Source organism: Marinobacterium sp. xm-a-127 (assembly GCF_013283425.1).
Classification (GTDB): domain Bacteria; phylum Pseudomonadota; class Gammaproteobacteria; order Pseudomonadales; family Balneatricaceae; genus Marinobacterium_E.
The window spans coordinates 60,391-84,653 of sequence record NZ_WBYH01000004.1 but is presented as its reverse complement, the minus strand read 5'-3'; the positions used below and the strand labels follow the sequence as shown (position 1 = coordinate 84,653).

Genomic DNA, 24,263 nt, shown 5'->3' with positions numbered 1-24,263 from the left:
TACTTGCTCTAATCATTTTATTTCTGCAGTAATTAGACCATGCTCGATTTCCAAGACGACGATCTCACACAGGCCAAAGTACCCCCTCACTCGATAGAGGCGGAACAGTCGGTGCTGGGTGGCTTGATGTTGGACAACAACGCATGGGACGTTGTGTCGGAAGTCTGTCTGGAACAGCACTTCTACACCGGTGGGCATCGCATGATGTTCCGCACCATGCAGAAGTTGATCGATCAAGGTCGTCCAATCGATGTGGTGACGCTTTCTGAAGAGCTGGACCGTACCGGCGAGCTGGAACGTGCTGGCGGGCTAGAGTATCTAGTTGATCTTGCGCGCAACACGCCAAGTACATCCAACATTCGAGCCTACTCAGAGATCGTTCGCGATCGTGCCTTGCTGCGTCAGATGATTTCGGTCTCAACAGAGATCTCAGACTCCTCCTTCTTCCCTGATGGTCGTTCGGCCGATGAGGTGTTGAATGAGGCGGAATCTAAGATCTTTCAGATTGCAGAGAACCGTCCCAACCAGAGTGGCCCTCAATCGGTTAACCCACTGCTTAAAGCGGCCGTTGAACGTATTGATGAGCTGTTCAGTAATGGCGATGCACTGACCGGTCTAACCACTGGCTTTGACGACCTGAACGAACGCACCGGTGGTCTCCAGCCGTCAGATCTGATCATCGTCGCCGCAAGGCCCTCGATGGGTAAATGCATTGTTTCAGGTTCACGATTAGTCGATCCTAAAACGGGTTCACGATTAACGATCGATGAGATGGTTGCCGAACAATATGGTTCAGTTACTGCAGTTAATGATCAGTTTAAGTTAGTGGAAGCCCGTGCTTCACAGTTTGTGGATGACGGCGTTAAACCTGTATTTGAAGTCAAAACCGCACTCGGTCGATCGATTAAAACAACGTTAACTCACCCATTTTTAACGGGTAAAGGGTGGAAGAAACTAGCCGATATTTCCACTGGTGAAAAAATTGGTGTGCCAAGGGTGCTGCCAATTTTTGGCTCGACACCCTTGCCAGAGTATCAAGTTAAAGCACTGGCTTATTTCTTAAGCGATGGCGGTACCACGCAAACTAACCCCATCTTTACTAATGTAAATAAAACCATTGTTGCTGACTTTAAACAGGCCGTTGAACAGTTTAATTCGGTTAAGGTGACTCGTACGAGTTACGATCATCGTGCGCCAAGCTACCGTGTTTCTGGGCGCTCTGAAAATACCAATCTAATGAGAGTTAGATTTGCAGCATATTTAGAAAACGCGATGCAAAGGTTTGGACTCTCAGGTAAGTCGTTAGCCAATAGATTATCACTCCAGCCGTCGACAATTAGTGCCTGGCGTAATGCCGTTTCTGTGCCAAATCCATTAGGTTACCAGTCCCTTTGTGATTTTTTTGGAAGCGAATTTCAACAGGAGACTCATGAGGTTTATGAGTCTAGTTCAACGTTAATTAACCCGGTGACAGTGTTCTTGAAAGAGCAGGGTGTTTGGGGTTGTTTAGCGCATGAAAAGGTTATTCCAGAAGCAGTTTTTAGCTTGCCAAAAAGTCATTTGAAGCTCTTCCTAAATCGTATTTTTGCATGTGATGGTGGAGTCTCATTCAGTTCAACTGGGCAGATTCGGATTAGTTACAGCAGTGCCAGTGAATCCCTAGCGAGTGATATCCAACATTTGCTTTTGCGTTTTGGAATAGTTGCCAAGCTAAGAACTAAGACGCACCACAAGCGTGACCAGTTCGAAGTTGAGCTGATTTCGCGCGAATCGATAGAAACCTTTATCACTCAGATAGGAATGATTGGTAAAGAGGATCGTCTTGCAAAAGCCAAAGCTGAGTTGTCATTAAAAAGATCTCACACAAACCGAGATGCACTGCCGGATTCAGTCAACGACTATATCCTTGAACTGAAAGGCGAGCAGAGCTGGCCAGATCTATTTGCACAGAAAGGGTTAGAGTGTCCGAATGGATTTAATCCACATTTACAGGGTGTAAGTAAGCGTTCGTTAAGTCGCCAAAAAGCTCGTTTTTATGCAGAGCTCTTTGATGATAGCTATCTGATGAGTCTCTCTAGTTCTGATCTATATTGGGATGAGATAGTTTCGATCGATTATGTTGGAAATGATCAGGTTTATGATTTAACCGTCCCTGAACTACACAACTTTGTCGCTGAAGATATTTGTGTCCATAACACCACCTTCGCTATGAACCTGGTGGAAAACGCCTTGATGGGGGATGACAAGCCGGTTCTAGTCTTCAGCCTCGAGATGCCTGCCGCTCAGTTGATGACGCGTATGTTGTCATCGCTTGGTCGTATCAACCAGACGCGTGTACGTAACGGTCAGTTGGAAGATGATGATTGGCCAAAGCTGACTGCGGCCGTCAACATGCTGAAGAACAAACCCTTGTATATTGATGATCAGCCGGGTATCAGCCCCAACGAGATGCGAACCCGTGCCCGTCGTATTGTGCGTGAGCATGGTGAAATCGGCATGATTATGGTCGACTACCTGCAGTTGATGCAGATTAAGACCGGTAAGAGTGAAGGGCGAACTGCCGAGATCTCTGAGATCTCTCGCTCGTTGAAGGCGCTAGCGAAAGAGATGAACTGTCCAGTGGTGGCACTGTCGCAGCTTAACCGTTCCCTAGAGCAGCGCCCAAATAAACGCCCAGTGAACTCCGACCTTCGTGAATCGGGCGCGATCGAGCAGGATGCCGACGTCATCATGTTCATCTACCGTGATGAGGTTTACAACGAAGATTCACCCGAGAAAGGCGTTGCAGAGATCATCATTGGTAAGCAGCGTAATGGCCCGATCGGTACCACTCGATTGGCCTTTATCGGTAAGTACACCCGTTTCGAGAACCTGGCACACAGCTACGAATACCCACCGGATGAGTAAACAGCAGGAAAGTGACTGGCTTTAGCCTGTCATCTGCTGTTGCAGCCTTTTCTAGAGATTCACTGTTTGTAGTGAGCGGATGACAGGCTGAAGCCAGTCACCAAGACCTTGGGAGCTCGCTGACACCGTCAATAAAACTCGGTCAGATGAAACGGCTCAGATGCTTTTAACGGCTTACACCACTCTACCAGTTTCGCTCTTTCGGTCGCGTTCATTTCTGGAAAGCGAAACTCTAAGTATTCAAGCGCACACAGTAATAGTATCTGGCCCATTCCAGGCGTGGCTCCAACGACTCTTGGCGGGTGTTCAGCGAGCTCATCTAACAGGCGTTCAATGGCTCGTAAGCGACGAGTAGGTAGTACGCTGTTACGGTTCTCGTCAGTCGCCAGTGATTTGTTAAAGAGCATCATCCAGACGGTTGCATCGAGTAAACCGATGGCTCTGCCTGCCAGCGACATCTCTTGAATGGCTTGAGCATTGGGAAAAAGCGGAGGGTTGGGTGCGCGGCGCTCCAAGTACTGCATGATCAGCAGGGTTTCGGTCAGGGTAGTGCCATCATCCAGAATCAGCGTGGGGACTTTGACACTGGGGTTGGCCTGAACCAGTTCAGGAGTGTTTGATGCGGGATCAACCCAAACCATGCTGCACTCTGAGTCTAGCCCTTTAAGCATGATCGCGATGCGCACCGCCCGTGCATAGGGCGAGGTATGTGAGAGCATTAACTGCATGACTAAGCCTCTTTTAACAAGTTAGCTCGAAACGCCTCTGGTAATCCCACCACTTTGCGTGCGTCATAATCAAAGAAGACGATGCCAGTTTTTACGTGGGCTATCTCAACGGCTGTGGCTCTGTTGGTCATCAGGTAGAAGATGTCGCAGCCATACTTGTTGAAGTCCCCGACCGTGATGTCGATCTGGATTTGGTCACCATGGAAGCCTTCCGCTTTGTAGACAATGGCGCTGTCGGTCATGATGATGCCTAACCCCTCCACGTCCAACTCTGTATATCCGTACTGTCGCAAAAAACGGGTACGTGACTCGTGTACAAAACTCAGCACACTGTCGTTACTTAGGTGGTTTGCGTAGTTGATATCGCTGATACGAACATCCATTACCGTCGAAAATAGGTAGTTATCGGGCATATCAATTTTAATACGTGCCATGGGCTGTAAATCCTTCTTGTAACACTAATCCCTATATGAGAACTTAGCCTGTTATCGCACACAGCACTAGTGCTTTTAAGGAAATCTTATGTCTTCTGCCTCAACCAATGTAAAACTCTACCCCGTTGCGCAAGCACTAGGGGCTTCGACCCCGCCGATCATCATCTCGTTGGGCGGCCTGGTCAGTCTCTCTCTTAATGCACCGCAAGATCTGATCACCATGCCGGTGTTTCTGTTCAATTTAGGTGTTGCACTCAGTACTTTGCCAGCGGCCTTTATGGTGCGACAGTTCGGTCGAAAAGCCGCTTATCTGTTTGCCGCCATGGTCTGCGTATTGGCGGGCATTGTCGCGGGGACGTCGATCATCAACCAGTCGTTTATCTGGTTCTGTAGCGGTACCTTCTTGGCGGGTTTCTACGCGGCGCATGTTCAGAGCTACCGGTTTGCCATTACCGAAGGGGTGGCGAGTGAAGAACAAGGTAAGGCGATATCACGCGTTATGATTGGTGGTCTAGCGGCTGCGATTATTGGTCCACAGGTCGTTGTCTGGACCGAAGGCGCACTAGAGGCGCAATATGCCGGTAGCTTCCTGTCCATGTCCGTGTTGGGTTTGCTGGCCATTGTGCTGCTGACTCAGCTGAAACCGGTAGAGTCTACCTCTAAAGTGAAGTCGGGTGGCTCAAAGCTGGAAGCGCTGGCTCTGCTTAAGCGCCCAGCCTATCTGACAGCGGTTGCTGCCGGTGTGGTCTCCTACGGCCTAATGGCCTTTATTATGACGGCCGCACCGATCGCCATGGTCTCGCACGGTCACGAGGTGCATCAAGCGGCGCTGGGAATTCAGTGGCACGTGTTGGCAATGTTTGCGCCGAGCTTCTTTACCGGGAAATTAATGGCTAAGTATGGCAAAGCGCGTATCACAGCCATAGGACTTCTACTCATTGCACTCTCTGGATTGATCGCGCTGTTTGGCTTGGAATTGACCCACTTCTGGGGATCGCTGATTCTGTTGGGTATCGGTTGGAACTTTGGCTTCATTGGTGCGACGGCGTTGGTGGCGCAGAGCGTTCCGGAAGAGGATAAGAGCGTTGCCCAAGGTTTAAACGACTTTTTGATTTTCTCAATTGTCGCGGTCGGCTCGTTTATGTCCGGTTTGCTGCTCAACTCGACCAGTTGGCAGGTACTTAATCTGGTGATCTTCCCGATTGTTGCGTTGGTACTTGGTTTGATGCTGTTTAATCAAAAGCGTTCTAGTTGAGGATAAGTTGGCCTGAAAATTGCTTAACTTTATTTAGGGCTTTATTGAGCTGTTTTAGCCCCATCTGTTTCGAATGAGCGGTGTTATTTTGCAAATTCTCTCTATGTATTTGCAATTTGCAACGCAAAATAGTTAAAAGTTGGTTGATATATGAACAGTGCTTCAAAAACGATTTATGACAAGTTAGCGATTAAAGTCGCCTTTTTTATGGTGTTGCTATCGCTGCCAGCACTTGTGCTGAGCCTGTGGGGCGCTATCGCTATTGATGGTTCGTTCGGGCCAGTGATGGCCCAGGGTGTCTTGTTCATCTGTTTGATCATAGCGTCGCTGCGTTCTATTCCGCTGCGTTATCAGCACCGACTAATGATTTCGATCCTGGTTATCTTTATAGCGGGTGCAGTGGCAACGCTTCGTTATTCAAACCCAACGGTAGGTTATACCTACAGCCTGATCATCACACTGTTGATGTGTCTGTTGCTTCCTCGTTTTGCGGTCTTTGCTCTCTTAGCCGTAATGAATGCCTCAGTAGGCGCTGCTGCCGTTTTTATCTTTGATCTATCAGTGGTTCGAGTGCTGCTTCAGTTCGTCACCTTTACCGGGTTGACGATCATTGGGCTTGAGGTGTTGTTTCAACTGTTAAGTCAACATATGAACTCTAATAAATGGTTTGAAGAGGAAAGTGCTCGACAAAAGGCGGTTTCATCTGAGGCTAACATCGCTTTTTTTGAATACGGTCTGGAAACTGGAATTTTAAAAGGGGATGCCGTCAATTCATCTCGATTCGGTCTGTCGGAGTCTGATACCCCGATAGTGTTTAGCGACTATACGCACTGCTTTCCAGAGGAGAGTCTGGCAGCTATTAGTGAAGTGTTTGATAAACTAATCAAAGGTCCGGTAGGCACTCATAAGAATTTTGTTCACGATATGCGTATCCAGCCAAGTGGAGTGTTGTGTAATTTTAAAGTGGTCGGTCAGTCCATAGAACGTGAGGGTGAAAAGCTATTTATCGGTGTTTCAATTGATATCACTGAAGAGGTTCAGTTCGCCAAAGAGGCCGAAGACTTAACCGACCAAATCAATCTTATTTCAAATGCTGGTGGAGTTGGTTTGATTGAGTTCTTCCCTGGGACTCGAACCTTTAAATGTAATTCTGAAGTCGCTAAGCGATTGGGTATTGATGACTCAGATGAGGAGCGTTCAATAGAGCTCTTTTACGCTCATCAGACGGAAGATATTAGACAAGCTTTTATCAAATCCAGAGAGGATTTGGCTCATTCTAACAAGGGTGAACTGCAATCTTTTGTGCACCCGTTTTACTTGGCTAATGGCGATCTGCATTACTACCGTGTGACTCGAATCAGGCGAGAGCTCAATGGTCGAGTTTCATTCCTTGGCTTATCTTTGGATATAACTGATGAGACTAATGCACAGAGATCGGCGCAACAGAAAAACCAGTTGTTGGATCTTATGGCTGAAAGTGGGAATTTCGGTTTCTTTGAGGTTGATCTAGAGTCTGGAACAATGACGGGTAACAAAGTTTTAATGGCGCGCGAAGGGCTGTCTGAAGCTGATACGGTTGGGATGGATCAGGTTCTGTCTAAAATACCTGAAGAAGAGCGAGCAGGGTTTAATGCAAATGTTCAGCATGCTATCGAGGCTGGTATCGGGGCGGTGACGTCGTTTACTCACACTTATCAACCGGTAAACTCCGATCCTATTATTGTGAAAGTAACGGCAACAACCCTATTAAAAGACGATAAGTTATTTGCCTTTGGTACATCAATCGATGTTACCGAAGAGCACAAGGCTAAGGAAAAAGCGGTATCAGCTTCACAAAAATTACTTGCCGAACAAGAGCGGCAAAAGCAGATGTACGCCGTAATCGGCCATGAATTGCGCACCCCAGCGGCCAGTCTGCAGATGATGCTGGATGATCTTGAAGAGGGAGAGACGCTGGATAAAGCCCTTGTCGAAAGCAATATTGAGCATCTTTTGGGTGTGATCGATACTTTGCGTGCAGTGGCTCAGCCAGAACGTATGGCGAAAGCCGCGTTTAAAGATGTTGTGATAGATGAAATGCTCACGGCTCAGGTTGCAAACCTATCGGCTCTTGCAGAGCGATCGGGTGTCGAACTTACCGCGGACTTATCGAATTTAACCAGTGAATCGGTTCATATCCAATCCACGTTGCTCAGACAGGCCATAGCGAACCTCATTAAAAACGCCATCATTCACTCGGGTGGGGATAAGGTTCAACTCCATGCTAGTGGCGAACTAAAAGGGAATCACACCAAGGCGTTGACGATTCGAATCTCAGATAACGGTAAGGGTATTTCTGACTCTAAAATAGATACTCTGTTTGAGGCATATCAACGCGGTGACACTAACGCAGAGGGAACTGGCTTGGGTCTGTTTGTCTGCAAAGAGATAGTGGCTTTGATGGGCGGGGATCTTCATTATGAAACCTCTGAACAGGGCGGCGCTGAATTTGTGATCGAGTTAGTGGTCAATCTATCCAAACAGACTAGTGAAACTCCAGAGCCGATCGATAATACACTGGAGGGTAAGCGAGTCTTGATGGCAGAGGATAATAACGTCATCCAGATGCTAACCGCCAAGATGTTGAAAAAGCAGGGCGCTAGTGTGGTTGTTAACAGCGATGGCCAACAGGCCCTAGACGCCTATGCCGAGGGTGCTTTTGATCTGGTGTTGTCTGATATCTTTATGCCGGAACTGGATGGCTACGGTCTAGTGAAAGGGCTACGTGAGAGAGGCTATACTGGCCCAATTGTCGGTCTGACGGCAGCCACCATCGGCGCAGAGACCGATCTTATGTTAGAGGCCGGCGCTGATATCGTGATCTCTAAACCGATCGAGCTGACAAAACTCCAAGCCTTCTTGATTGAGTATGACAAATAAGCAGTGCAGTAAGTGAGTTCAGACAATAAAAAAACGGGCCCTAGAGGCCCGTTTTTGTCAGTTTGAAGGGTTATTTCAAACCGAGAATGCGTGCAGCGTTCTCTTTCATGATCAGAGGTTTTACCTCCTCTTTGACGTCGAGTTTTTCGAAGTCAGCAATCCAGCGATCAGGTGTGATGACAGGCCAATCAGAACCAAACAGCATCTTCTTCTTCAGCATGCTGTTCATGTACTGCAGCAGGATTGGTGAGAAGTACTTTGGAGACCAACCTGATAGATCCATGTAGACGTTTGGCTTGTGAGTCAGTACTGATAGCTGCTCTTCCTGCCATGGGAAGGCTGGGTGTGCCATAACGATGGTCATGTCTGGGAAGTCCGCAGCGACGTCATCTAGGTAGATTGGCCGAGAGTACTTAAGACGCATGTTCATGCCGCCTGGAGCACCCGCACCTACACCGGTTTGACCAGTGTGGAATAGGGCGATAGCACCCTCTTCAGCGATCGCTTCGTATAGAACGTACGCCGAGCGATCGTTCGGGTAGAAGCCCTGCATGGTTGGGTGGAATTTGAAGCCTTTCACACCAAACTCGCGCACTAGACGACGAGCTTCGCGAGCCCCTAAACGGCCTTTAGCAGGGTCGATTGATGCGAACGGGATAAGGATGTCATCGTTCTCAGCACAGATGCGCGCTACTTCTTCGTTTTCGTAACGCTTGAAGCCGGTGTTGCGTTCTGCGTCTACTGGGAAGATAACCGATGCGATCTTGCGCTCACGGAAGTAAGCCGCAGTCTCATCGGGTGATGGCATCATGTTGTGGCCAGCTGGGTTCTTGAAGTACTTCGCGAACGCTTCTTGGAACTCAAAGTAGCCGTCATCACGATCACAAGAGCAGGGCTCTTCCGCGTGTGTGTGGAAGTCGATGGCGATGATTTCGTCTAGATTAATCATTCTCTATCCCCTTAAAGTGAGATCACGTGGTCATCAGATGACTCAACGTATAGTGATTCCATTATATCAGCACGGCGAGCCATGACAGCGCGCTGGTTGATCGAGCCCTTGTCTGTGATCTCGTTGCCGTCGATCGATGGCAGTTCAGACAGTACTGTGATGCGTTTAACGCGTGTTGAACTACCGGTACTGGTGCCCGCCATCTGTTCAAGACGTTCTGCCATCACCTCTTTGACGTGTGGTTGAGCAACCAATGTCTCGTTGTCCATCTCTTTGCCACCAGGAACCAGTGCCTGAAGGTGAGCCCAGTCTGGGAAGAGCATCGCTGCAATGTAACCACGGTCACGACCACAAATTACCGCATCTTGCACGTAAGGTGCGAAGTGGTGGATCAGTGAAGCACGCAGTGTGCCTACGCTGACCCAAGTACCGGTATCGAGTTTAAAGTCTTCAGAGACACGGCCATCAAACAGAAGGCCGCGGTTAGGTTCGTTCGCGTCGATCCATTTAACCGCATCGCCTAGACAGTAGAAGCCCTCTTCATCGAACGCTTTCTTAGTCTGCTCTTCGTTACGCCAGTATCCAGGGGTGATGGTAACCGCTTTCACGCGGATTTCTGTTTTGTCACCGTTAGGGATGAGCTTAAGCGTGATGCCGGGTGCTGGGCTGCCAACAACGCCTGATGCAGACTCTTCAACGGATGCGAACAAGACAGACGGTGCCGTCTCAGTGGCGCCAAGACCTGTCACCATAGGTACTTTCTTACCAGTGTGTTCAACCGAAAGCTCGTCAAGCTGATCCCAGACGTGCTGAGCTAGGCCAGCACCGGCGAAGAAGAACATCTTCAAGTTTTTGAACAGCGATTTAGCGATTTCAGGGTTCGCTTTTAGCTCTTTCGCCATCAACTCGTAGCCTTTAGGCACATTGAAGTAGATGGTTGGCGAAATCTCTTTGAGGTTCTCCATAGTGTGGTGAATCATCTTCGGTACCGGTTTACCTTCATCAATATAGAAAGTACCACCGTTGTAGATCGCCATACCGATGTTCTGGTTACCACCAAAGGTGTGGTTCCATGGTAGCCAATCCAGAATAACGGGCTTCTCATCTTTCAGGAATGCGTAGACCGAACGCACCATCTCTTGGTTTGCACAGATCATCTGCTGAGTGTTGATCACCGCTTTTGGCATGCCGGTTGAACCGGAAGTCCATAAGAACTTTGCGATCGCATCACCAGTTAGAGCGGCGTGTGTTGCGTCAGCTTCTGCTGAAGCTTCGCAATTGAGCGCCAGGTCAAGGTGGGTCACATCATAGCTTAAGCCATCCGTTGCGTGGTCTGCTGAACAGGTCAGTACTGGTGCTTTATCGATGTTAACCGCGTCAATGGCATCACGGTAAGGACCTAGGTTATCGGTAAAGATAAGACCCGGTGTCAGTGTGTCAAAGACGTGACGCAGTTTGCCGTAGTCGCTCGAGATTAACGAATATGCAGTCGAGATGGGTGAGAAAGGTACACCGATGTACATCGACGCTAGAGCAACCAATAGGTGTTCTGTCGAGTTGCCTGACAGGATAACCACTGGGCGATCGTTGCTCAGGTTTTGCGACAGCATCCAGCTGGCAATTGAACGTACACGCTCAAGTGTCTGTGCGAAGGTGAGTGATTCCCACTCACCATTTTCACCGCGCTGGCTGATCAGTACAGTGTCTGGTGTCTCTTTAGCCCAGTGAACCAGTTTATCGGTTAGCTTAACTGGGTAATCAGCCAATGGCTCTGCACTGGTGACGTATTGCACGCCTTCGGCAGCGTTCTCAATCGTCACGCCGAAGTCCTTGATATTTACTGAATGAAATTCTGCAGTCATTTTTATCTCCTGATGCCTAATGCATCTAAGCGTTAAGCATCAAATTTGTAGTCCGCAATCCCGTCAGCTGCGGAATTGAAGTTAGCCACTTTTGCATACACCTGAGGTAACTGGTGCGCATTGTAGAACTTGGCTAGCGCAATCATGTTGCCAAAGAACTCTGGATCGTTGCTCTGTTCAGCAGTTGCTTTCAATGCAATCTCGCCAAGTTGCCATGCTGTCAGTAAGAAGCCCAGTGCATCCAGCATTGGGACTGCGCCAGCATTCAGTTGCAGTAGATCAGCCTCTTCAGCCAGCAGGGCAGGGAGGGTGTCACGAACGGCTGCGGTTGCTGCGGTAAGGTCCTGGCCCAGTTTGGCAAGATCCGTGTTTGTAGTGAGCTCATTAGCGACAGCATCGATCTCTTCAAGTAACTGAGTCAGTGCTACACCCTTATCCATACGAATCTTACGGAACAGCAAGTCGCTGCCTTGAACACCAGTAGTGCCTTCGTAAATGGTCGTGATGCGAGCATCACGCATAAACTGTGCAATGCCCGTCTCTTCAACAAAGCCCATGCCGCCAAATACCTGAATGCCGGTGCCGGTCATTAGGTTGGCCTGTTCAGTCGCGAAGGCTTTAAAGATAGGAGTGAGTAGTGCAATACGCGACTCTGCTGCAGCTTTTTCAGCTTCGTCCGTTGCGTGTTCTGATTGATCGAACAGTGCCGCGATTAGGTAACCTAACGCGCGCTGACCAGTCGCAAATGACTTCATGGTCATTAACATACGCGCAACATCGGGGTGCTGTGCGATGGCTACGCGACGCTCACCAGTAGCAAAGTGACGACCCTGTGGACGTTCAAGTGCATATTCACACGCCTGCTGATATGCGATTTGAGAAAGAGCTACACCCTGTACACCGACAGATAGGCGAGCTTCGTTCATCAGAATGAACATTGCCATCAAGCCTTTGTTCTCTGGACCGACTAATTCGCCGAAACAGTTGTCCTTGTCACCGTAGCTCATTGAACAGGTCGGGCTACCGTGTAGACCGGTTTTGTGTTCGATGCCGGTACAGACAACGTCGTTAAATTCACCCAGTGAACCATCGTCATTAATACGGTAAGTGGGTACAGCAAATAGAGAGATGCCACGGCTACCTTCAGGCGCATCCGGTGTGCGAGCTAGAACAAAGTGAACCTTGTTCTCAGTCATGTCGTGCTCACCGTAGGTGATGTAGATCTTTTGACCTTTAATTAGGTATTGGCCGTTATCCTGAGGAATCGCTTTGGTTTTGAGCTCACCCAAGTCAGTACCAGCGCTAGGCTCAGTTAAAGCCATGGCAGCAGTCCATTCGCCGGTGATGAACTTCTCGATGTAACGCGCTTTCTGCTCTTCCGTGCCGAACTTCATTAGGATTTCACTACAGCCCTGAATGACTGCGTGGAACATGACAAACGAAAGGTTAGCGCTATGCCACATCTCGTTAACAGGCTGCGCGATGAATTTAGGCAGCTCCTGACCACCGAAATCCATAGGTAGGGCTAGGCCCATCCAGCCGTCTGCTGCGAACTGATCGAACGCCTCTTTCCAACCGGTAGGTGTGAAGACTTTGCCATCTTCAAAGCGACAACCTTCGTTGTCACCCACAGCATTCATTGGCGAAAGCGATTTTCCAGCCAGTTCACTGGCCGCTTCTAGAATGGCTGCCACAGTATCGGCATCGAAATCAGCCAAAGCTTCATTGGCGTTCAGACCGGTATTTTCAACAGCGTTCTGAACCAAAAACTGCATCTCTTTTAGCGGAGCTTGATAGTCACTCATCGTTAACTTACCTCTGCTTAATGATTATTTGGCGGCCATGCGGATCGCACCATCAAGGCGGATCACTTCACCGTTTAACATCTGGTTTTCGATGATCTGCTGTGCAAGCATTGCAAACTCATCTGGATTACCAAGACGTGAAGGGAAAGGTACAGATGCCCCAAGCGCTGCCTGAACCTCTTCAGGTAGTTCGTCCATCAGCGGTGTGCGGAATAGACCTGGAGCAACCGTCATGATGCGGATGCCAAGTTTCGCTAGTTCACGCGCTAGTGGTAGTGTCATTGCTGCTACACCGGCTTTAGATGCAGAGTAAGCCGCCTGACCAATCTGACCATCAAATGCAGCAACCGATGCCGTGTTGACAATCACACCGCGCTCGCCAGAATCACCTGGTTCGTTGTTCTGCATGACGTTCGCAGCCAAACGTGCAATGTTGAATGTACCGACTAGGTTGATGTTTACAATGCGCTGGAAGCTCGCAAGGTCGTGTGGGCCATCACGGCCAACCAGACGTTTAGCACCGCCAACACCAGCACAGTGAACAACCCCTGAGAGTGCACCAAACTTAGCTGTTGCTGCTTCAATACACGCGCTTACAGAAGCTTCATCAGAGACGTCAGTTTTACAAAAGATCGCCGAGTCGCCCAAATCGGCTGCAACACGGTTGCCGCCTGCTTCATTGATATCTGCGATACATACCTTGCCACCCATCGCACTTAGACGACGTGCCACTGCTTCACCAAGGCCTGAGCCAGCGCCAGTCACTAGAAATAGTTTATCTGCAATCTGCATAGTGAACTCCGGCCGCTTACTGCTGTGGCTGTTTTTTACGGTTTAGGAACTTCTCTAGACGAGCAACAACGTCTGGGTGAGTCTGTGTAATACCGCAAAGTAGAGACTCAGTGTACATGCCGTCGTCATGAGACATGCTGTCGATGTGACGAAGGCCTGTTGTCATAGCCCAGTTTGAGTAGGGTGAGTTGGTGGCAATGTGTGCTGCTAGCTCTTTTGCTTTCTCCAGTGACTGGCCATTTTCAACAACGTAGTGTGATAGGCCTAGGCGGTAGCCCTCCTCAGCGTCGACATCACGACCCGTTAGCATCATCTCAGTCATGCGGCCGGCACCGATAACGCGTGCAACGTTACGTGATGCACCACCACCCACGAAGATACCGTGGCGGCCTTCTGGTAGGCGGTAGTAAGTGCCTTTTTCAGAAACACGAACGTGTGCACAGGTTGCTAGCTCAAGGCCACCACCGATAACAGCACCCTGCATAGCGGCAATTACTGGAAGGCCTGAGTTTTGAATATGTCCAAAGGTGCGGTGCCACATGTTTGAGTGCTTAACAACATCTAGGCCTTGGCGTGCTTTGTGTTCCGCAAGATCAAGACCTGAACAGAACTCTGGGCCAGCACCCGAGAAAATCACGACACGTACATCTTCAGGCATGGTGATAAATACCTGTTCGATCTCAAGACACAGTTCGTCGTTGATCGCGTTTTTCTTCTCAGGACGGTTAAGGTGTAGGTGGCCGATGCCGTCTTCAACAGTGAACTGGATGTAAGTGTAGTTGCTCATAAGAAGCCTCATTTTGTTTGGGTGCTATGAAGCACAGTGTCTGTCTGATATTTGTTTATCATATAAACAATTAAAGGGTTCAGCAATATGCTTTGGTCTAAAACTGTTTAGTAACTAAACAATTTTAATTTAAGTACAAAGTGTGTTTACAATATCCCTATCTTTTTAAGTGCTTTATAGCTGCTGTATTAGTGTTAAGGGTAAAGAATGGCGAGTCGTTCAAAACGTAAAAATGAATTAGATGTGGATCTTGGCCTATTGGGGAGCTCCCTGGGTTACCACCTGCGTCGTGCTCAGCTTGCTGCCTTTAATGGGTTTTCCAAAGGTTGTGCTGAGTTAGGCATCAGTCCAGGTCTGTTTTCAGTGTTGGAAATTGTTTACCGCAACCCTGGCCTGACGCAGACCGCAGTGGCGAATACCCTTGGTACTGACCGTTCGGCTATGGTCGCAGCGATCGATAAGCTAGAAAAAATGAATCTGCTAGAGCGTTGTGCTGCCGAGAATGACAGACGATCCTATGCGCTCAGAATGACTGAGCATGGCAACGAGTGGTACCAAGCGGCAGAGAAGAAGGTGCAGGCTAACGAAGAGGCCTTCTATGAGCCGTTACAAGATTCAGAGCGCGAACTACTGGTCGATATGCTGACTCGTTTATCGAATCGAGCTGAGGCTCAGTAAAAGCATGACCGCCTCAACGAGCATGAACCCTATTCCCCAGTTTGGGCTCTACGGTGAATCTAATATCGATGATCCGGTGTTTGTGCATGTTGAGAACATCGCGAGCCGCAGTCGTGATAATGGTTGGTCGATCCAACCACACCGACATGGACGGATGTTCCAAATCATTTTTGTCTTTGATGGCATGGCTGAAGTGACCATCGATGATCAAAAACAGTCTCTCACAGGCCCCTTTGCGATTTCATTGCCAGCCGGCGTTGTACACGGCTTTCGATTCTCGCCCGAAACTGAGGGTGTCGTGCTGACATTGGCAGAACCGCTGTTGACCAACGAGTCCTATGAGCGTTGTGAACCCTATTTTGGTTCCCTGTTTGCTGGTGCATCGGTGATCTCTTTGGTGGGCCAGGAGCGTATTGTCCAGGAGATTCAAGGCTATATAGGAATGATCGAGCGGGAACTGGCCTCTGTCGATATGGGGCATTCTCTGGTTTCAGAGTGGTTAGCCCGAGCGACGTTGATGCAGCTGCGTCGTTTGCTAGTGACTGATGCCGACACCGCGCCATCACTTCAAGCCGCCAAACCGGTAATAAGATACCGGAAGCTGATCGAACAACACCTTTATGACCACCTGTCGGTAGAGCAGTATGCGTCGTTTATTGGAATATCGGCCGATCATCTTAACCGCCTCTGTAAACAGGAGGTGGGTAAAACCGCCAAGGCGATGGTGCAAGAGCGATTGCTGCTGGAAGCCAAGCGTCGTCTGGTGTTCACCCGCGGTAGTGTCGAAGAGTTGGCCTTTGATCTGGGCTTTAAAGACCCTGCCTACTTCTCGCGTTTCTTCAAGAAACTGACTGATCAAACCCCTGCTGTCTACCGTAGTTCTCATAACTACGACTCTAATTAAGATCGGAAAAGTACTATTAATGATCGTTAATGGCCCTGTTGGGAGCAGAGCCGTCGGTCCATTATGTTTGAACGATTTTGAATCATCTCGAGAGCAGAATAATGAAAACATTGAAGACACAAGTAGCGATCATTGGTGGCGGCCCTTCGGGTCTGTTGTTAGGACAACTGTTACACAAGAAAGGGATCTCTAACGTCATACTTGAACGTGTAACAGGTGATTACGTATTGGGTCGTATCCGCGCAGGTATCCTTGAGCAGGGCTTTGCAGATCTAGTCCGTGAAGCCGGTGTTGCTGAAAACATGGACAAGTGTGGTCACGTTCATGAAGGTGTCGTCATTGCAGTAAATGGTGAAAATCATCGTATCGACCTTAAAGGTTTGACAGGCGGTGACGTCGTTGTCTGTTACGGTCAGGTCGATATTACTGAAGACCTAATGGCTGCTCGTGAAGCAACTGAAGGCTTGGATACTTACTATGAAGCATCGGATGTTCAGCCACATGATGTGAAGAGTGATAATCCTTATGTGACATTCACTCACGGTGGAGAAGAGTACCGTCTTGAGTGTGACTTCATCGCGGGTTGTGATGGCTTCCACGGCGTTTCACGTCAAACGATTCCTGAAGATGTACGTACTGAGCACGAGCGTGTCTACCCATTCGGTTGGTTAGGTCTACTGGCTGATGTGCCTCCATGTCACGATGAGCTTATTTATGCGAAATCAGAGCGTGGCTTTGCCCTAGCATCACAGCGCTCACCAACTCGTTCACGTTACTACATTCAGGTACCTTTGACTGACAAGGTTGAAGATTGGTCTGATGAAGCGTTCTGGGAAGAGCTTAAAAAGCGCCTACCTAAAGAGGCGGCTGACAATGTTACTACTGGACCAGCACTTGAGAAGTCTATTGCACCGCTCCGTTCATTTGTTTGTGAGCCAATGCAGTACGGCAATCTTTTCCTAGTCGGTGATGCGGCACACATCGTACCGCCAACAGGCGCTAAAGGTCTTAACCTGGCTGCTTCTGATGTGGCAACGCTATACAAGATTCTGACTAAAGTTTATGAAACGGGTGATCGTAAATACATTGATCAGTACTCTGAAATCGCACTGCGCCGCGTTTGGCACGGTGAACGTTTCAGCTGGATGATGACTAACATGCTTCACGACTTTGGTGACGAAGTTAGCGATGCAGGTACTGATCCAGAAATGCGTCAGCGCTTTATGGATTCTGAGCTCAGCTACTTCATGAACTACGAAAATGGTCGTCGTGTTATTGCCGAGCAGTATGTAGGTCTTCCTTACGAAGATGTAAAAGAGTAATTTTACGCATCTGCTAATAACGCCAGGCTGCTTAGTTGCAGCCTGGCGTTTTTATTTGGTCATTCACTTCAGGTTATAGCCAATCTTATGCAAAAACATCATACCTGCAATCATCACAACCAATGCACCGATGAGTGCTCCAAGGTAGGAGCCGGATAGGTCTGCAACATAACCGGCAAAAATCGGTGCAACGATCTGAGCAACCCCAAAGCTGATGGTCAGTTTTGCCATCGCTTTCGCTGGGTTGTAGGGGAATGCACGTCCGACAATAGCCAAGGTTAAGCTGACGATTCCGGCAAAGGTGCCTCCCCAACAAGCGGCGGCAATGAAACTGGCCAAGCTGTGGTCGGTCACAAGCGGCAAGATAAACGAAACGATTTGAATGATGTAGGCCAATTGCAGGGCTTGTATCTGTCCGATGCGGTTAGCTACCTTGTCCCAGATCAGTGCCGACGGCGCCGCACAAAGTCCCACGATGACCCACACCCAACCACCTTTGCCGGCTAACTGAGGGGTGTTCTGTAGTATGTCGATAATGAACGTAGCACTAATGACGTAACCGACACCGGCACAAAAATAGGTGGCGATCAGTAGATTCATGAACCGCGAATCAGGCTCTTCAGTTTGATTTGACGTACCTGCTTCAAATTTAGGTGGGTAGGGCATCCAAAGCCAAGCTGGAATTAGAAACACAGCGCCCATCAATGCAAGGTCTTGCCACTGTTGATCCCAGCTTAGATCGGCCGAAAATAGGGCTGTGATCAAACCGGTAAAGACAATACCGATGCCCATGCCGATGAAATGGACCCCTAATTGTGGCTTGAAATGATTGGCGCGCAACCAGTTTATGACCAGTCCAGAGGCGAGCAGCAGCCCCGCGGTACTGGAGATGCCAGAGAGAAATCTGAGTATTGACCAGAGCAGGTGATCCTCTGTAAGGCCAGTACCATACGTAGTGACCGTCGCAAGAATTAGATAAAAACGGTAGAGATGAAGTTTTGCTGACAGCTCTTTGATATTCGCCGCTAAGATAGCTCCGACTAAATAGCCGATGTAGTTGTAGGTTGCTAACCAGCCTCCCACTAACTTTGAGAGATCTGTCTGCTCTAGCATTTGCGGTAGCAGAGGTGTGTAAGCGAATCGAGCTATGCCAACCGTCAGGATCATTGAACAGATGCCAGCAAAGATAACTTTGTTGCGCTCAATGATTAAATGTCTGTTTGAATCTGTGCTGCTCACAATGCTCAATTCCTAAAGGTGATCGATCACTCTAATGCGAAAAAGTAGATAAATGTATTAAACCTTTAGTGCATCGATTTTAAGATGCGGAATGCCCATTGGATCTTAGTCGTTTCGATTTACAGAAAACCTTTAACAATAGGTCTGCTCTGGATATGAAAACCGCGAGCAGAATCAACGTGCAACCAAGTAGTTGTGACGCGGACATCGTCTCCTTCAGCCAAATCATACCTAAGATAGCCACCCAAACAGGCTCCAATGTCAGGATCAGAGCACCTCGGCTTGCGGGGCCAAGTTTCAGTGAGTAGGTCTGAACAAAAAAGCGCAGACTGGTCCCAATTAACACACTGGCAAGAAACCAGCCTAGAATCGAGATCTCGGCGTTAATGGTCCAGCTTTCGGTTAATAATGAGATCGGCAACAGAACAGCGCCCGCTGTCAGCAGTTGAATCGACGTCAGTGCTCTTAATGGTGTTTTACCGGCGGCGCGACTATTGATGTTTAGGTAGATTGCAAAAGAGATTGCTGACGCTAAGTAGTACCACTCACCCAAACCAAAGACAAAGTTAGATGTTAAGGTGAGAAAAGCAGCACCGATCACAGCAACCGGCACCGCGAACCAGGCAAAACGTGTGGGTTGGTCACCAAATAGTGGCGCCAAAAGAGGTGCAAAAATGGCACCTAAACTGGTCAGAAACGCGCCGATTCCGATATGAGTTCCGTGGAACAGGCCTAATATCCAAAACCCTAGGCCTGCGGCAAATATCACACCAACCAAGGTCACCCGCGAAAGGTCACGTAAGGTGAAGAGTAACAACTCACTGCGTGCGAACAGGGCAATCAGGAGCCCCGCCAACATAAATCGACAGCCCATGAATAGAATGGGTTCAAGACCTAGCAGAACCTCTTTAGAGAATATCCAGCTAATGGCAGCTAACAGGGAGGCCAGCAGCATGAGTAGGTCAGATTTAAGGTATTGAGGGTTCAATGTGTGATCTCGTAAGGTTGAGTGGATAGCATAAACAAAAAAGACGACCCAAGGGTCGTCTTTTTGTTGCTCAATGAAGATTACTTCATTGTTGGCATTGTGAACTCTGGACCAGCACTTAGACCGGTTGGCCAGCGAGCTGTGATTGTCTTCATGCGAGTGTAAAAGCGAACGCCGTCTGGACCGTGCATGTGCAGTGGACCGAATAGCGAACGTTTCCAGCCACCGAAGCTGTGGAATGCCATAGGTACTGGGATTGGCACGTTGACACCGACCATGCCTACTTGTACGTTTTCACAGAAGTTACGAGCCGTGTCACCGTCACGTGTGAAGATAGCCGTGCCGTTACCGTATTCGTGTTCGTTGATTAGGTTCAGTGCCTCTTCATAGCTGTTAACACGAACAACCGAAAGCACAGGACCAAAGATCTCTTCGTTATAGATGAGCATGCCAGGCTTAACGTTATCGAACAGCGTTGGGCCAACGAAGTAACCATTGTCGTGATCAACCACTTTGAAGTTACGGCCGTCAACGACAAGCGTTGCTCCTTCTTCTACACCTGAATCGATGTAACCCAATACTTTGTCAGCGTGAACACGGCTAACTAGAGGGCCCATGTGTGGCTCTGGTGAAGACATACCGTTGCCTACAGACATCTTCTCGATCTCTGCAGTCATATCTTTGATCAGGTGGTCAGCAACCGCATCGCCTACACAGACAGCAACAGAGATCGCCATACAACGCTCGCCTGCAGAACCGTATGCAGCACCCATTAGAGAGCTAACAACCTGTGATGGCTCAGCATCTGGCATTACGATCATGTGGTTCTTAGCACCGCCAAGAGCCTGAACACGTTTGCCGTGTGCACTCGCTGTTGAGTAGATGTACTCAGCGATTGGCGTAGAGCCTACGAAGCTTACTGCCTGAACTGCTTCATCTGTAAGAAGAACGTCTACTGCCTCTTTGTCACCGTTTACGATGTTGAATACACCATCTGGTAGGCCCGCCTCTTTAAGCAGCTCTGCTAGACGCATAGTCGTTGATGGATCTTTCTCAGATGGCTTCATTACGAAGGTGTTACCGCAGGCAATTGCTACTGGGAACATCCACATTGGAACCATTGCTGGGAAGTTGAATGGGCTGATACCCGCACACACACCCATAGGCATCATCTGACTGTAGCTGTCTACGCCACGGCCAACGTTTAGGCTGTGCTCGCCTTTCTGAAGGTGAGGGATACCACAAGCAAACTCAACAACTTCAAGACCACGAGTTAGTTCGCCTTTCGCGTCAGAGAAGACTTTACCGTGCTCAGAAGTAATTAGCTCAGCAAGTTCATCAGCGTTAGCTTCTACTAGCTCTTTAAACTTAAACATGACGCGAGCGCGCTGAAGTGGAGTCACTTTGCTCCAAGTTTTAAAAGCTTCTTGTGCATTGGCAATCGCTGCACGAGTCTCATCTGCAGTTGAAAGCGCAACCTCTTTAGTTTGTGCGCCAGTCGCAGGGTTGTAGACAGGTGCTGTACGACCTGAGTTTGAAGCGACGTGCTGGCCGCCGATGTAGTTACCTACGATAGACATAGAACTTCTCCTTTATTGGTATGGAGTTATTAGACATCATCATATTTGTTGTAACAATATAAAATAATTAATGTATGATATATCAAAATTGATAGATCAATTGGGTGGGTTATGCGCAGTTCAACATTTAACTGGGAAGATGCTCGTTACTTTCTTGCCGTTGCTAGGGCAGGGCAGATGGGAAAGGCGGCTGAGAGCCTAAATATCTCGACGATTACACTGTCTCGTCACCTCTCTTATTTGCAACAGAGGACTGGAACTCCGCTCTTTATCCGCCTGAGTAAAGGACTGAAACTGACCGACGAAGGCGTGCGTTTGATGCATTACCTCGAGCGTGCAGAGGCCGAAATAGAAGCAGCCGGCGAAATCTTTGGTAGTGATAGCAGCTCCGTCAGTGGCACTGTGCGTGTCGCAGCGCCAGAGGGGTTTGCGCTGCGCGTGCTGACACCGCAGTTGTCATCTTTTCTTCAGGATAACCCAGATCTAAATATAGAAATTGTTCCTCAGTCACGCGGCTTTTCGTTATCAAGGCGTGAAGCCGATATTGCGGTGATGGTGGGTAAACCAACCGAACCCAAGCTGGACTCTATCTGCATAGGTAGCTATAGCCTTGGTCTCTATGCATCTCAACAATATATTGATCAATACGGTATGCCGGACTCTATTGAGGATTTATCGGAGCATCGTTTGATCGGTTATGTGGAAGACCTTCTTTTTTCGGACAAACTCAATACACCTCGCTCTGTATGGCCTCAGTGGCAATCACAAACAGCAATCTACTCTCCTATTGGTCAGGTTGAAGCAGTTAAAGCTGGTTTAGGTATCGGTATGCTGCACAGGTTTCTACTAAGAGAGAGTGATCAACTGGTACGTTTGACCCCTGAGATTGAGGTACAAAGAGAGTTTTATCTTGTATATCACCAGAGTACCGAGAAGGTACCTCGAATCGGTGCTACCCTCGAATTTATGAAGGGACTAAAAGCTGAGTAGTGTCTATGAATGATGTGATGATTTTAGGAGCTGGCGCACTGGGTGCATATGTCGGTGGGTGCATTGCTGAGGCGGGTTACAGTGTACAACTGGTCAATCGCTCAAGCAGTAATGCTGAAGTGGTAAACGCTCAGGGGCTCAAAGTTGAAACCAGTGATGATACCTTTGTTGTTCACCCAAGTGCGGTGCAGTTAGAGCACGCGTGCGATGCTCGTTTTGTACTGCTGTTCACTAAAACCTACCAAAGTGTAGAGGCTATCAAGGCCATTGAACCAAAACTATCACCTTCATCGATCATAGTAACGCTTCAAAACGGTTTGGGTAATGGTCTGCGAATCGCTGAACATGTTAAACAGTCTGTGATTCATGGCGTTACGATGATTCCCGCAACTCAGGTTGAGCCTGGCTTTGTTCGCTCGCACGGGTTTAGCGATACTTGGTTTGGCCCACTCAATCCGAATGATCAGCATGCGCTTTCTGCAGCGATTGAGTTGGAGAAAATACTAACAGAGGCGGGTATTACTGCTGCCAATGTCGATCAGCCTTTGAACAAGATCTGGCAGAAGGCCTGTTTCAATGTCGCTATGAACGGAGTTTGTGCTTTAACTGATGCCGGCCCGGGTATTGTTAACGACACTGAGGCATTGAAGCGGGAAGCTCACGCGTTGGCCGATGAGGCTGTCAGTGTCGCGAACGCAATGGATGCGACTGTGGACACAGAGGCGCTGCATAACCTAATCAACTTCGCTTGTGCCGAACACCGCTTTCATCAGCCCTCTATGTTGCAGGACGTGCGGGCGGGGCGCTTAACTGAGGTCGATTCGTTGAATGGATTTGTTGTTGAACAAGCGAAGCGGTTGGGTGTTTCGGTTCCCAAAAATGAGCTAATGACGGCACTCATATTGGCACGCCAGATTTCATCTGAGTTCTGGTCAGGAGTGAAGTAACTGAGTGGCTACAACTCTTTAGGATAGGTGTGAATCAATCGCCAGTAGGTGTATCCAAACAGACCCGTAGCGAGTATTGACCAGAATGGGGCAGCACCCCAAAAGAACCACTCGGCTGCAGCCCAAAGTCCTGTAAATATGACAGTACCGTAGCGGCGAGCTTTGGGTTTGAAAAAAGCTAGGTCATCGTCGCGAATCACAATTTGTATCCTCAGGTGGATTGCATATAAAAATGAAGCGTTTATTCTAAACGCATATTAGATATTCGAGCTAATTGAGTTCGAACTGCACTATTAGGAAACAGCGTGTCTACGTCACATCATTACACACTCAAGGTTGAGTGTCCCGGCCGTACTGGATTGGTGGCCGCAATCACTACTTTTTTAGCGAATCGTGATTTTTTCATTGTCGAAATGAAGCAGTTTGATGACGAGGTGTCGGGTCGTTTTTTCAGCCGTTTAGAGTTTACTACTCACACGCCATTGGATTTAGACCTGATAGCCGACGAGTTTAATCGTGAAGTTGCGGATGCGTTAGAGATGAACGCTCAGTGGCGCAGCGCTAAAGCGCCCATGAAAACTCTGATACTGGTTTCGCAACACGATCACTGTCTGATGGAGCTGCTCTACCAGCAGAAACGTGGTGAGCTCAATATCGAAGTGACAGGCATTCTGTCTAACCACCCAGACCTTGAGCCTGTCGCCAATTTCTACGGCTTAGATTTCGAGTTGTTGCCTACCCTGGAGACAAAACTTGAGACCAAAGCTGCTCGTGAAAAGCGCATTCTGCAAGCGTTCAAAGAGACAGGTTCTGAGTTGGTGATACTGGCTCGATACATGCAGATTCTGTCGCCAGAGCTCTGTTCGGCGTTGGCAGGGCAGTGCATCAATATACACCACTCATTCTTGCCAGGCTTCAAGGGCGCTAGACCCTATTTCCAAGCCTATGATCGCGGTGTGAAACAGATTGGTGCGACCGCTCACTATGTTACTTCTGATCTTGATGAAGGTCCGATCATCGAACAAGAGGTGGGTCGTGTTGATCACAGTTTTGGCCCTGATGACTTGCGAGATATGGGTCGTAACATGGAGAACCTGGCGTTATCCAAAGCCGTTCGTGCTCACACCGAACAGCGCGTCTTTGTTAACGGTCTGAAAACTGTAGTGCTCTCATAGCT

At 48.7% G+C, this 24,263-nt stretch carries 20 protein-coding genes; 9 read left to right on the top strand and 11 right to left on the bottom strand.

Going from position 1 to position 24,263, the window contains the following annotated elements:
- The first annotated feature begins 39 nt into the window (after window positions 1-39).
- On the top strand, window positions 40-2,907 hold the full coding sequence (gene dnaB, locus XMA127_RS08225) for a replicative DNA helicase (protein WP_173481230.1): 2,868 nt from the start codon (window positions 40-42) through the stop codon (window positions 2,905-2,907).
- Between the two features lie 128 nt (window positions 2,908-3,035).
- Here the strand turns inward: dnaB and XMA127_RS08220 are convergent, their stop codons facing one another.
- Window positions 3,036-3,635 carry a glutathione S-transferase family protein gene (locus XMA127_RS08220; RefSeq protein WP_173483038.1) on the bottom strand — a complete coding sequence of 200 codons (600 nt, stop codon included), beginning with the start codon at window positions 3,633-3,635 and terminating at the stop codon, window positions 3,036-3,038.
- Window positions 3,636-3,637: 2 nt separating this feature from the next.
- Window positions 3,638-4,069 carry a thioesterase family protein gene (locus XMA127_RS08215; protein WP_173484356.1) on the bottom strand — a complete coding sequence of 144 codons (432 nt, stop codon included), beginning with the start codon at window positions 4,067-4,069 and terminating at the stop codon, window positions 3,638-3,640.
- An 88-nt stretch (window positions 4,070-4,157) separates the two neighbouring features.
- Between XMA127_RS08215 and XMA127_RS08210 the strand changes: the two genes are divergently transcribed.
- Together XMA127_RS08210 and XMA127_RS08205 are read left to right on the top strand one after the other, a co-directional pair.
- Window positions 4,158-5,324, top strand: a complete 1,167-nt coding sequence (locus XMA127_RS08210; protein ID WP_173484357.1) for an MFS transporter — start codon at window positions 4,158-4,160, stop codon at window positions 5,322-5,324.
- A 150-nt stretch (window positions 5,325-5,474) separates the two neighbouring features.
- Window positions 5,475-8,243: a PAS domain-containing sensor histidine kinase gene (locus XMA127_RS08205; RefSeq protein ID WP_173484358.1), complete on the top strand. Its 2,769-nt coding sequence runs from the start codon at window positions 5,475-5,477 to the stop codon at window positions 8,241-8,243.
- Between the two features lie 70 nt (window positions 8,244-8,313).
- Here the strand turns inward: XMA127_RS08205 and XMA127_RS08200 are convergent, their stop codons facing one another.
- Genes XMA127_RS08200 through XMA127_RS08180 form a run of 5 tightly spaced genes read right to left on the bottom strand, consistent with a single transcriptional unit; the run spans window position 8,314 to window position 14,438 of the window.
- Window positions 8,314-9,192 (bottom strand): amidohydrolase family protein, encoded by an 879-nt coding sequence (locus tag XMA127_RS08200; protein ID WP_173484359.1) that lies wholly within the window; start codon window positions 9,190-9,192, stop codon window positions 8,314-8,316.
- Between the two features lie 11 nt (window positions 9,193-9,203).
- Window positions 9,204-11,054, bottom strand: coding sequence for a feruloyl-CoA synthase (locus XMA127_RS08195; protein WP_173484360.1), 1,851 nt, complete (start codon window positions 11,052-11,054; stop codon window positions 9,204-9,206).
- Between the two features lie 32 nt (window positions 11,055-11,086).
- Window positions 11,087-12,859: an acyl-CoA dehydrogenase gene (locus tag XMA127_RS08190; protein WP_173484361.1), complete on the bottom strand. Its 1,773-nt coding sequence runs from the start codon at window positions 12,857-12,859 to the stop codon at window positions 11,087-11,089.
- Between the two features lie 24 nt (window positions 12,860-12,883).
- Window positions 12,884-13,651: a 3-hydroxyacyl-CoA dehydrogenase gene (locus XMA127_RS08185; RefSeq protein ID WP_173481222.1), complete on the bottom strand. Its 768-nt coding sequence runs from the start codon at window positions 13,649-13,651 to the stop codon at window positions 12,884-12,886.
- A 16-nt stretch (window positions 13,652-13,667) separates the two neighbouring features.
- Window positions 13,668-14,438: a crotonase/enoyl-CoA hydratase family protein gene (locus XMA127_RS08180; RefSeq protein WP_173481221.1), complete on the bottom strand. Its 771-nt coding sequence runs from the start codon at window positions 14,436-14,438 to the stop codon at window positions 13,668-13,670.
- Window positions 14,439-14,645: 207 nt separating this feature from the next.
- Between XMA127_RS08180 and XMA127_RS08175 the strand changes: the two genes are divergently transcribed.
- From XMA127_RS08175 to pobA, 3 genes are all read left to right on the top strand, one after another.
- Entirely contained in the window at window positions 14,646-15,116 is a 471-nt protein-coding gene (locus XMA127_RS08175) for a MarR family winged helix-turn-helix transcriptional regulator (RefSeq protein ID WP_173481220.1), read from the top strand.
- 22 nt (window positions 15,117-15,138) lie between these two features.
- Window positions 15,139-16,020 (top strand): helix-turn-helix domain-containing protein, encoded by an 882-nt coding sequence (locus XMA127_RS08170; RefSeq protein ID WP_173495304.1) that lies wholly within the window; start codon window positions 15,139-15,141, stop codon window positions 16,018-16,020.
- A 110-nt stretch (window positions 16,021-16,130) separates the two neighbouring features.
- On the top strand, window positions 16,131-17,342 hold the full coding sequence (gene pobA, locus XMA127_RS08165; RefSeq protein ID WP_217362084.1) for a 4-hydroxybenzoate 3-monooxygenase: 1,212 nt from the start codon (window positions 16,131-16,133) through the stop codon (window positions 17,340-17,342).
- A gap of 63 nt (window positions 17,343-17,405) precedes the next feature.
- Here the strand turns inward: pobA and XMA127_RS08160 are convergent, their stop codons facing one another.
- The 3 genes from XMA127_RS08160 to XMA127_RS08150 all read right to left on the bottom strand — a co-directional run bounded on the left by XMA127_RS08160 (window position 17,406) and on the right by XMA127_RS08150 (window position 21,149).
- Window positions 17,406-18,581, bottom strand: coding sequence for a YbfB/YjiJ family MFS transporter (locus tag XMA127_RS08160; RefSeq protein WP_371731524.1), 1,176 nt, complete (start codon window positions 18,579-18,581; stop codon window positions 17,406-17,408).
- A 79-nt stretch (window positions 18,582-18,660) separates the two neighbouring features.
- Window positions 18,661-19,569: a DMT family transporter gene (locus XMA127_RS08155; RefSeq protein ID WP_173481217.1), complete on the bottom strand. Its 909-nt coding sequence runs from the start codon at window positions 19,567-19,569 to the stop codon at window positions 18,661-18,663.
- Between the two features lie 80 nt (window positions 19,570-19,649).
- Window positions 19,650-21,149: a CoA-acylating methylmalonate-semialdehyde dehydrogenase gene (locus XMA127_RS08150; protein ID WP_173483030.1), complete on the bottom strand. Its 1,500-nt coding sequence runs from the start codon at window positions 21,147-21,149 to the stop codon at window positions 19,650-19,652.
- Between the two features lie 111 nt (window positions 21,150-21,260).
- On the opposite strand from XMA127_RS08150, the gene XMA127_RS08145 reads away from it, so the two are divergent.
- Together XMA127_RS08145 and XMA127_RS08140 are read left to right on the top strand one after the other, a co-directional pair.
- Complete coding sequence (locus XMA127_RS08145) at window positions 21,261-22,139, top strand: LysR family transcriptional regulator (protein WP_173484364.1); 879 nt, start codon at window positions 21,261-21,263, stop codon at window positions 22,137-22,139.
- 5 nt (window positions 22,140-22,144) lie between these two features.
- Window positions 22,145-23,086 carry a ketopantoate reductase family protein gene (locus XMA127_RS08140; RefSeq protein WP_173499125.1) on the top strand — a complete coding sequence of 314 codons (942 nt, stop codon included), beginning with the start codon at window positions 22,145-22,147 and terminating at the stop codon, window positions 23,084-23,086.
- An 8-nt stretch (window positions 23,087-23,094) separates the two neighbouring features.
- Here XMA127_RS08140 and XMA127_RS08135 read toward each other — a convergent pair whose 3' ends face one another.
- Window positions 23,095-23,286: a hypothetical protein gene (locus tag XMA127_RS08135; RefSeq protein WP_173481213.1), complete on the bottom strand. Its 192-nt coding sequence runs from the start codon at window positions 23,284-23,286 to the stop codon at window positions 23,095-23,097.
- A 105-nt stretch (window positions 23,287-23,391) separates the two neighbouring features.
- Between XMA127_RS08135 and purU the strand changes: the two genes are divergently transcribed.
- Window positions 23,392-24,261: a formyltetrahydrofolate deformylase gene (purU, locus tag XMA127_RS08130; RefSeq protein WP_173481212.1), complete on the top strand. Its 870-nt coding sequence runs from the start codon at window positions 23,392-23,394 to the stop codon at window positions 24,259-24,261.
- The last annotated feature ends 2 nt before the right edge of the window (window positions 24,262-24,263 follow it).

What these genes read in the sequence shown, in the direction of transcription:
- dnaB (WP_173481230.1), top strand. Translation starts at nt 40, where the DNA reads ATGCTCGATTTCCAAGACGACGATCTCACACAGGCCAAAGTACCCCCT.
- XMA127_RS08220 (WP_173483038.1), bottom strand. Translation starts at nt 3,635, where the DNA reads ATGCAGTTAATGCTCTCACATACCTCGCCCTATGCACGGGCGGTGCGC.
- XMA127_RS08215 (WP_173484356.1), bottom strand. Translation starts at nt 4,069, where the DNA reads ATGGCACGTATTAAAATTGATATGCCCGATAACTACCTATTTTCGACG.
- XMA127_RS08210 (WP_173484357.1), top strand. Translation starts at nt 4,158, where the DNA reads ATGTCTTCTGCCTCAACCAATGTAAAACTCTACCCCGTTGCGCAAGCA.
- XMA127_RS08205 (WP_173484358.1), top strand. Translation starts at nt 5,475, where the DNA reads ATGAACAGTGCTTCAAAAACGATTTATGACAAGTTAGCGATTAAAGTC.
- XMA127_RS08200 (WP_173484359.1), bottom strand. Translation starts at nt 9,192, where the DNA reads ATGATTAATCTAGACGAAATCATCGCCATCGACTTCCACACACACGCG.
- XMA127_RS08195 (WP_173484360.1), bottom strand. Translation starts at nt 11,054, where the DNA reads ATGACTGCAGAATTTCATTCAGTAAATATCAAGGACTTCGGCGTGACG.
- XMA127_RS08190 (WP_173484361.1), bottom strand. Translation starts at nt 12,859, where the DNA reads ATGAGTGACTATCAAGCTCCGCTAAAAGAGATGCAGTTTTTGGTTCAG.
- XMA127_RS08185 (WP_173481222.1), bottom strand. Translation starts at nt 13,651, where the DNA reads ATGCAGATTGCAGATAAACTATTTCTAGTGACTGGCGCTGGCTCAGGC.
- XMA127_RS08180 (WP_173481221.1), bottom strand. Translation starts at nt 14,438, where the DNA reads ATGAGCAACTACACTTACATCCAGTTCACTGTTGAAGACGGCATCGGC.
- XMA127_RS08175 (WP_173481220.1), top strand. Translation starts at nt 14,646, where the DNA reads ATGGCGAGTCGTTCAAAACGTAAAAATGAATTAGATGTGGATCTTGGC.
- XMA127_RS08170 (WP_173495304.1), top strand. Translation starts at nt 15,139, where the DNA reads ATGAACCCTATTCCCCAGTTTGGGCTCTACGGTGAATCTAATATCGAT.
- XMA127_RS08150 (WP_173483030.1), bottom strand. Translation starts at nt 21,149, where the DNA reads ATGTCTATCGTAGGTAACTACATCGGCGGCCAGCACGTCGCTTCAAAC.
- XMA127_RS08145 (WP_173484364.1), top strand. Translation starts at nt 21,261, where the DNA reads ATGCGCAGTTCAACATTTAACTGGGAAGATGCTCGTTACTTTCTTGCC.
- XMA127_RS08140 (WP_173499125.1), top strand. Translation starts at nt 22,145, where the DNA reads ATGAATGATGTGATGATTTTAGGAGCTGGCGCACTGGGTGCATATGTC.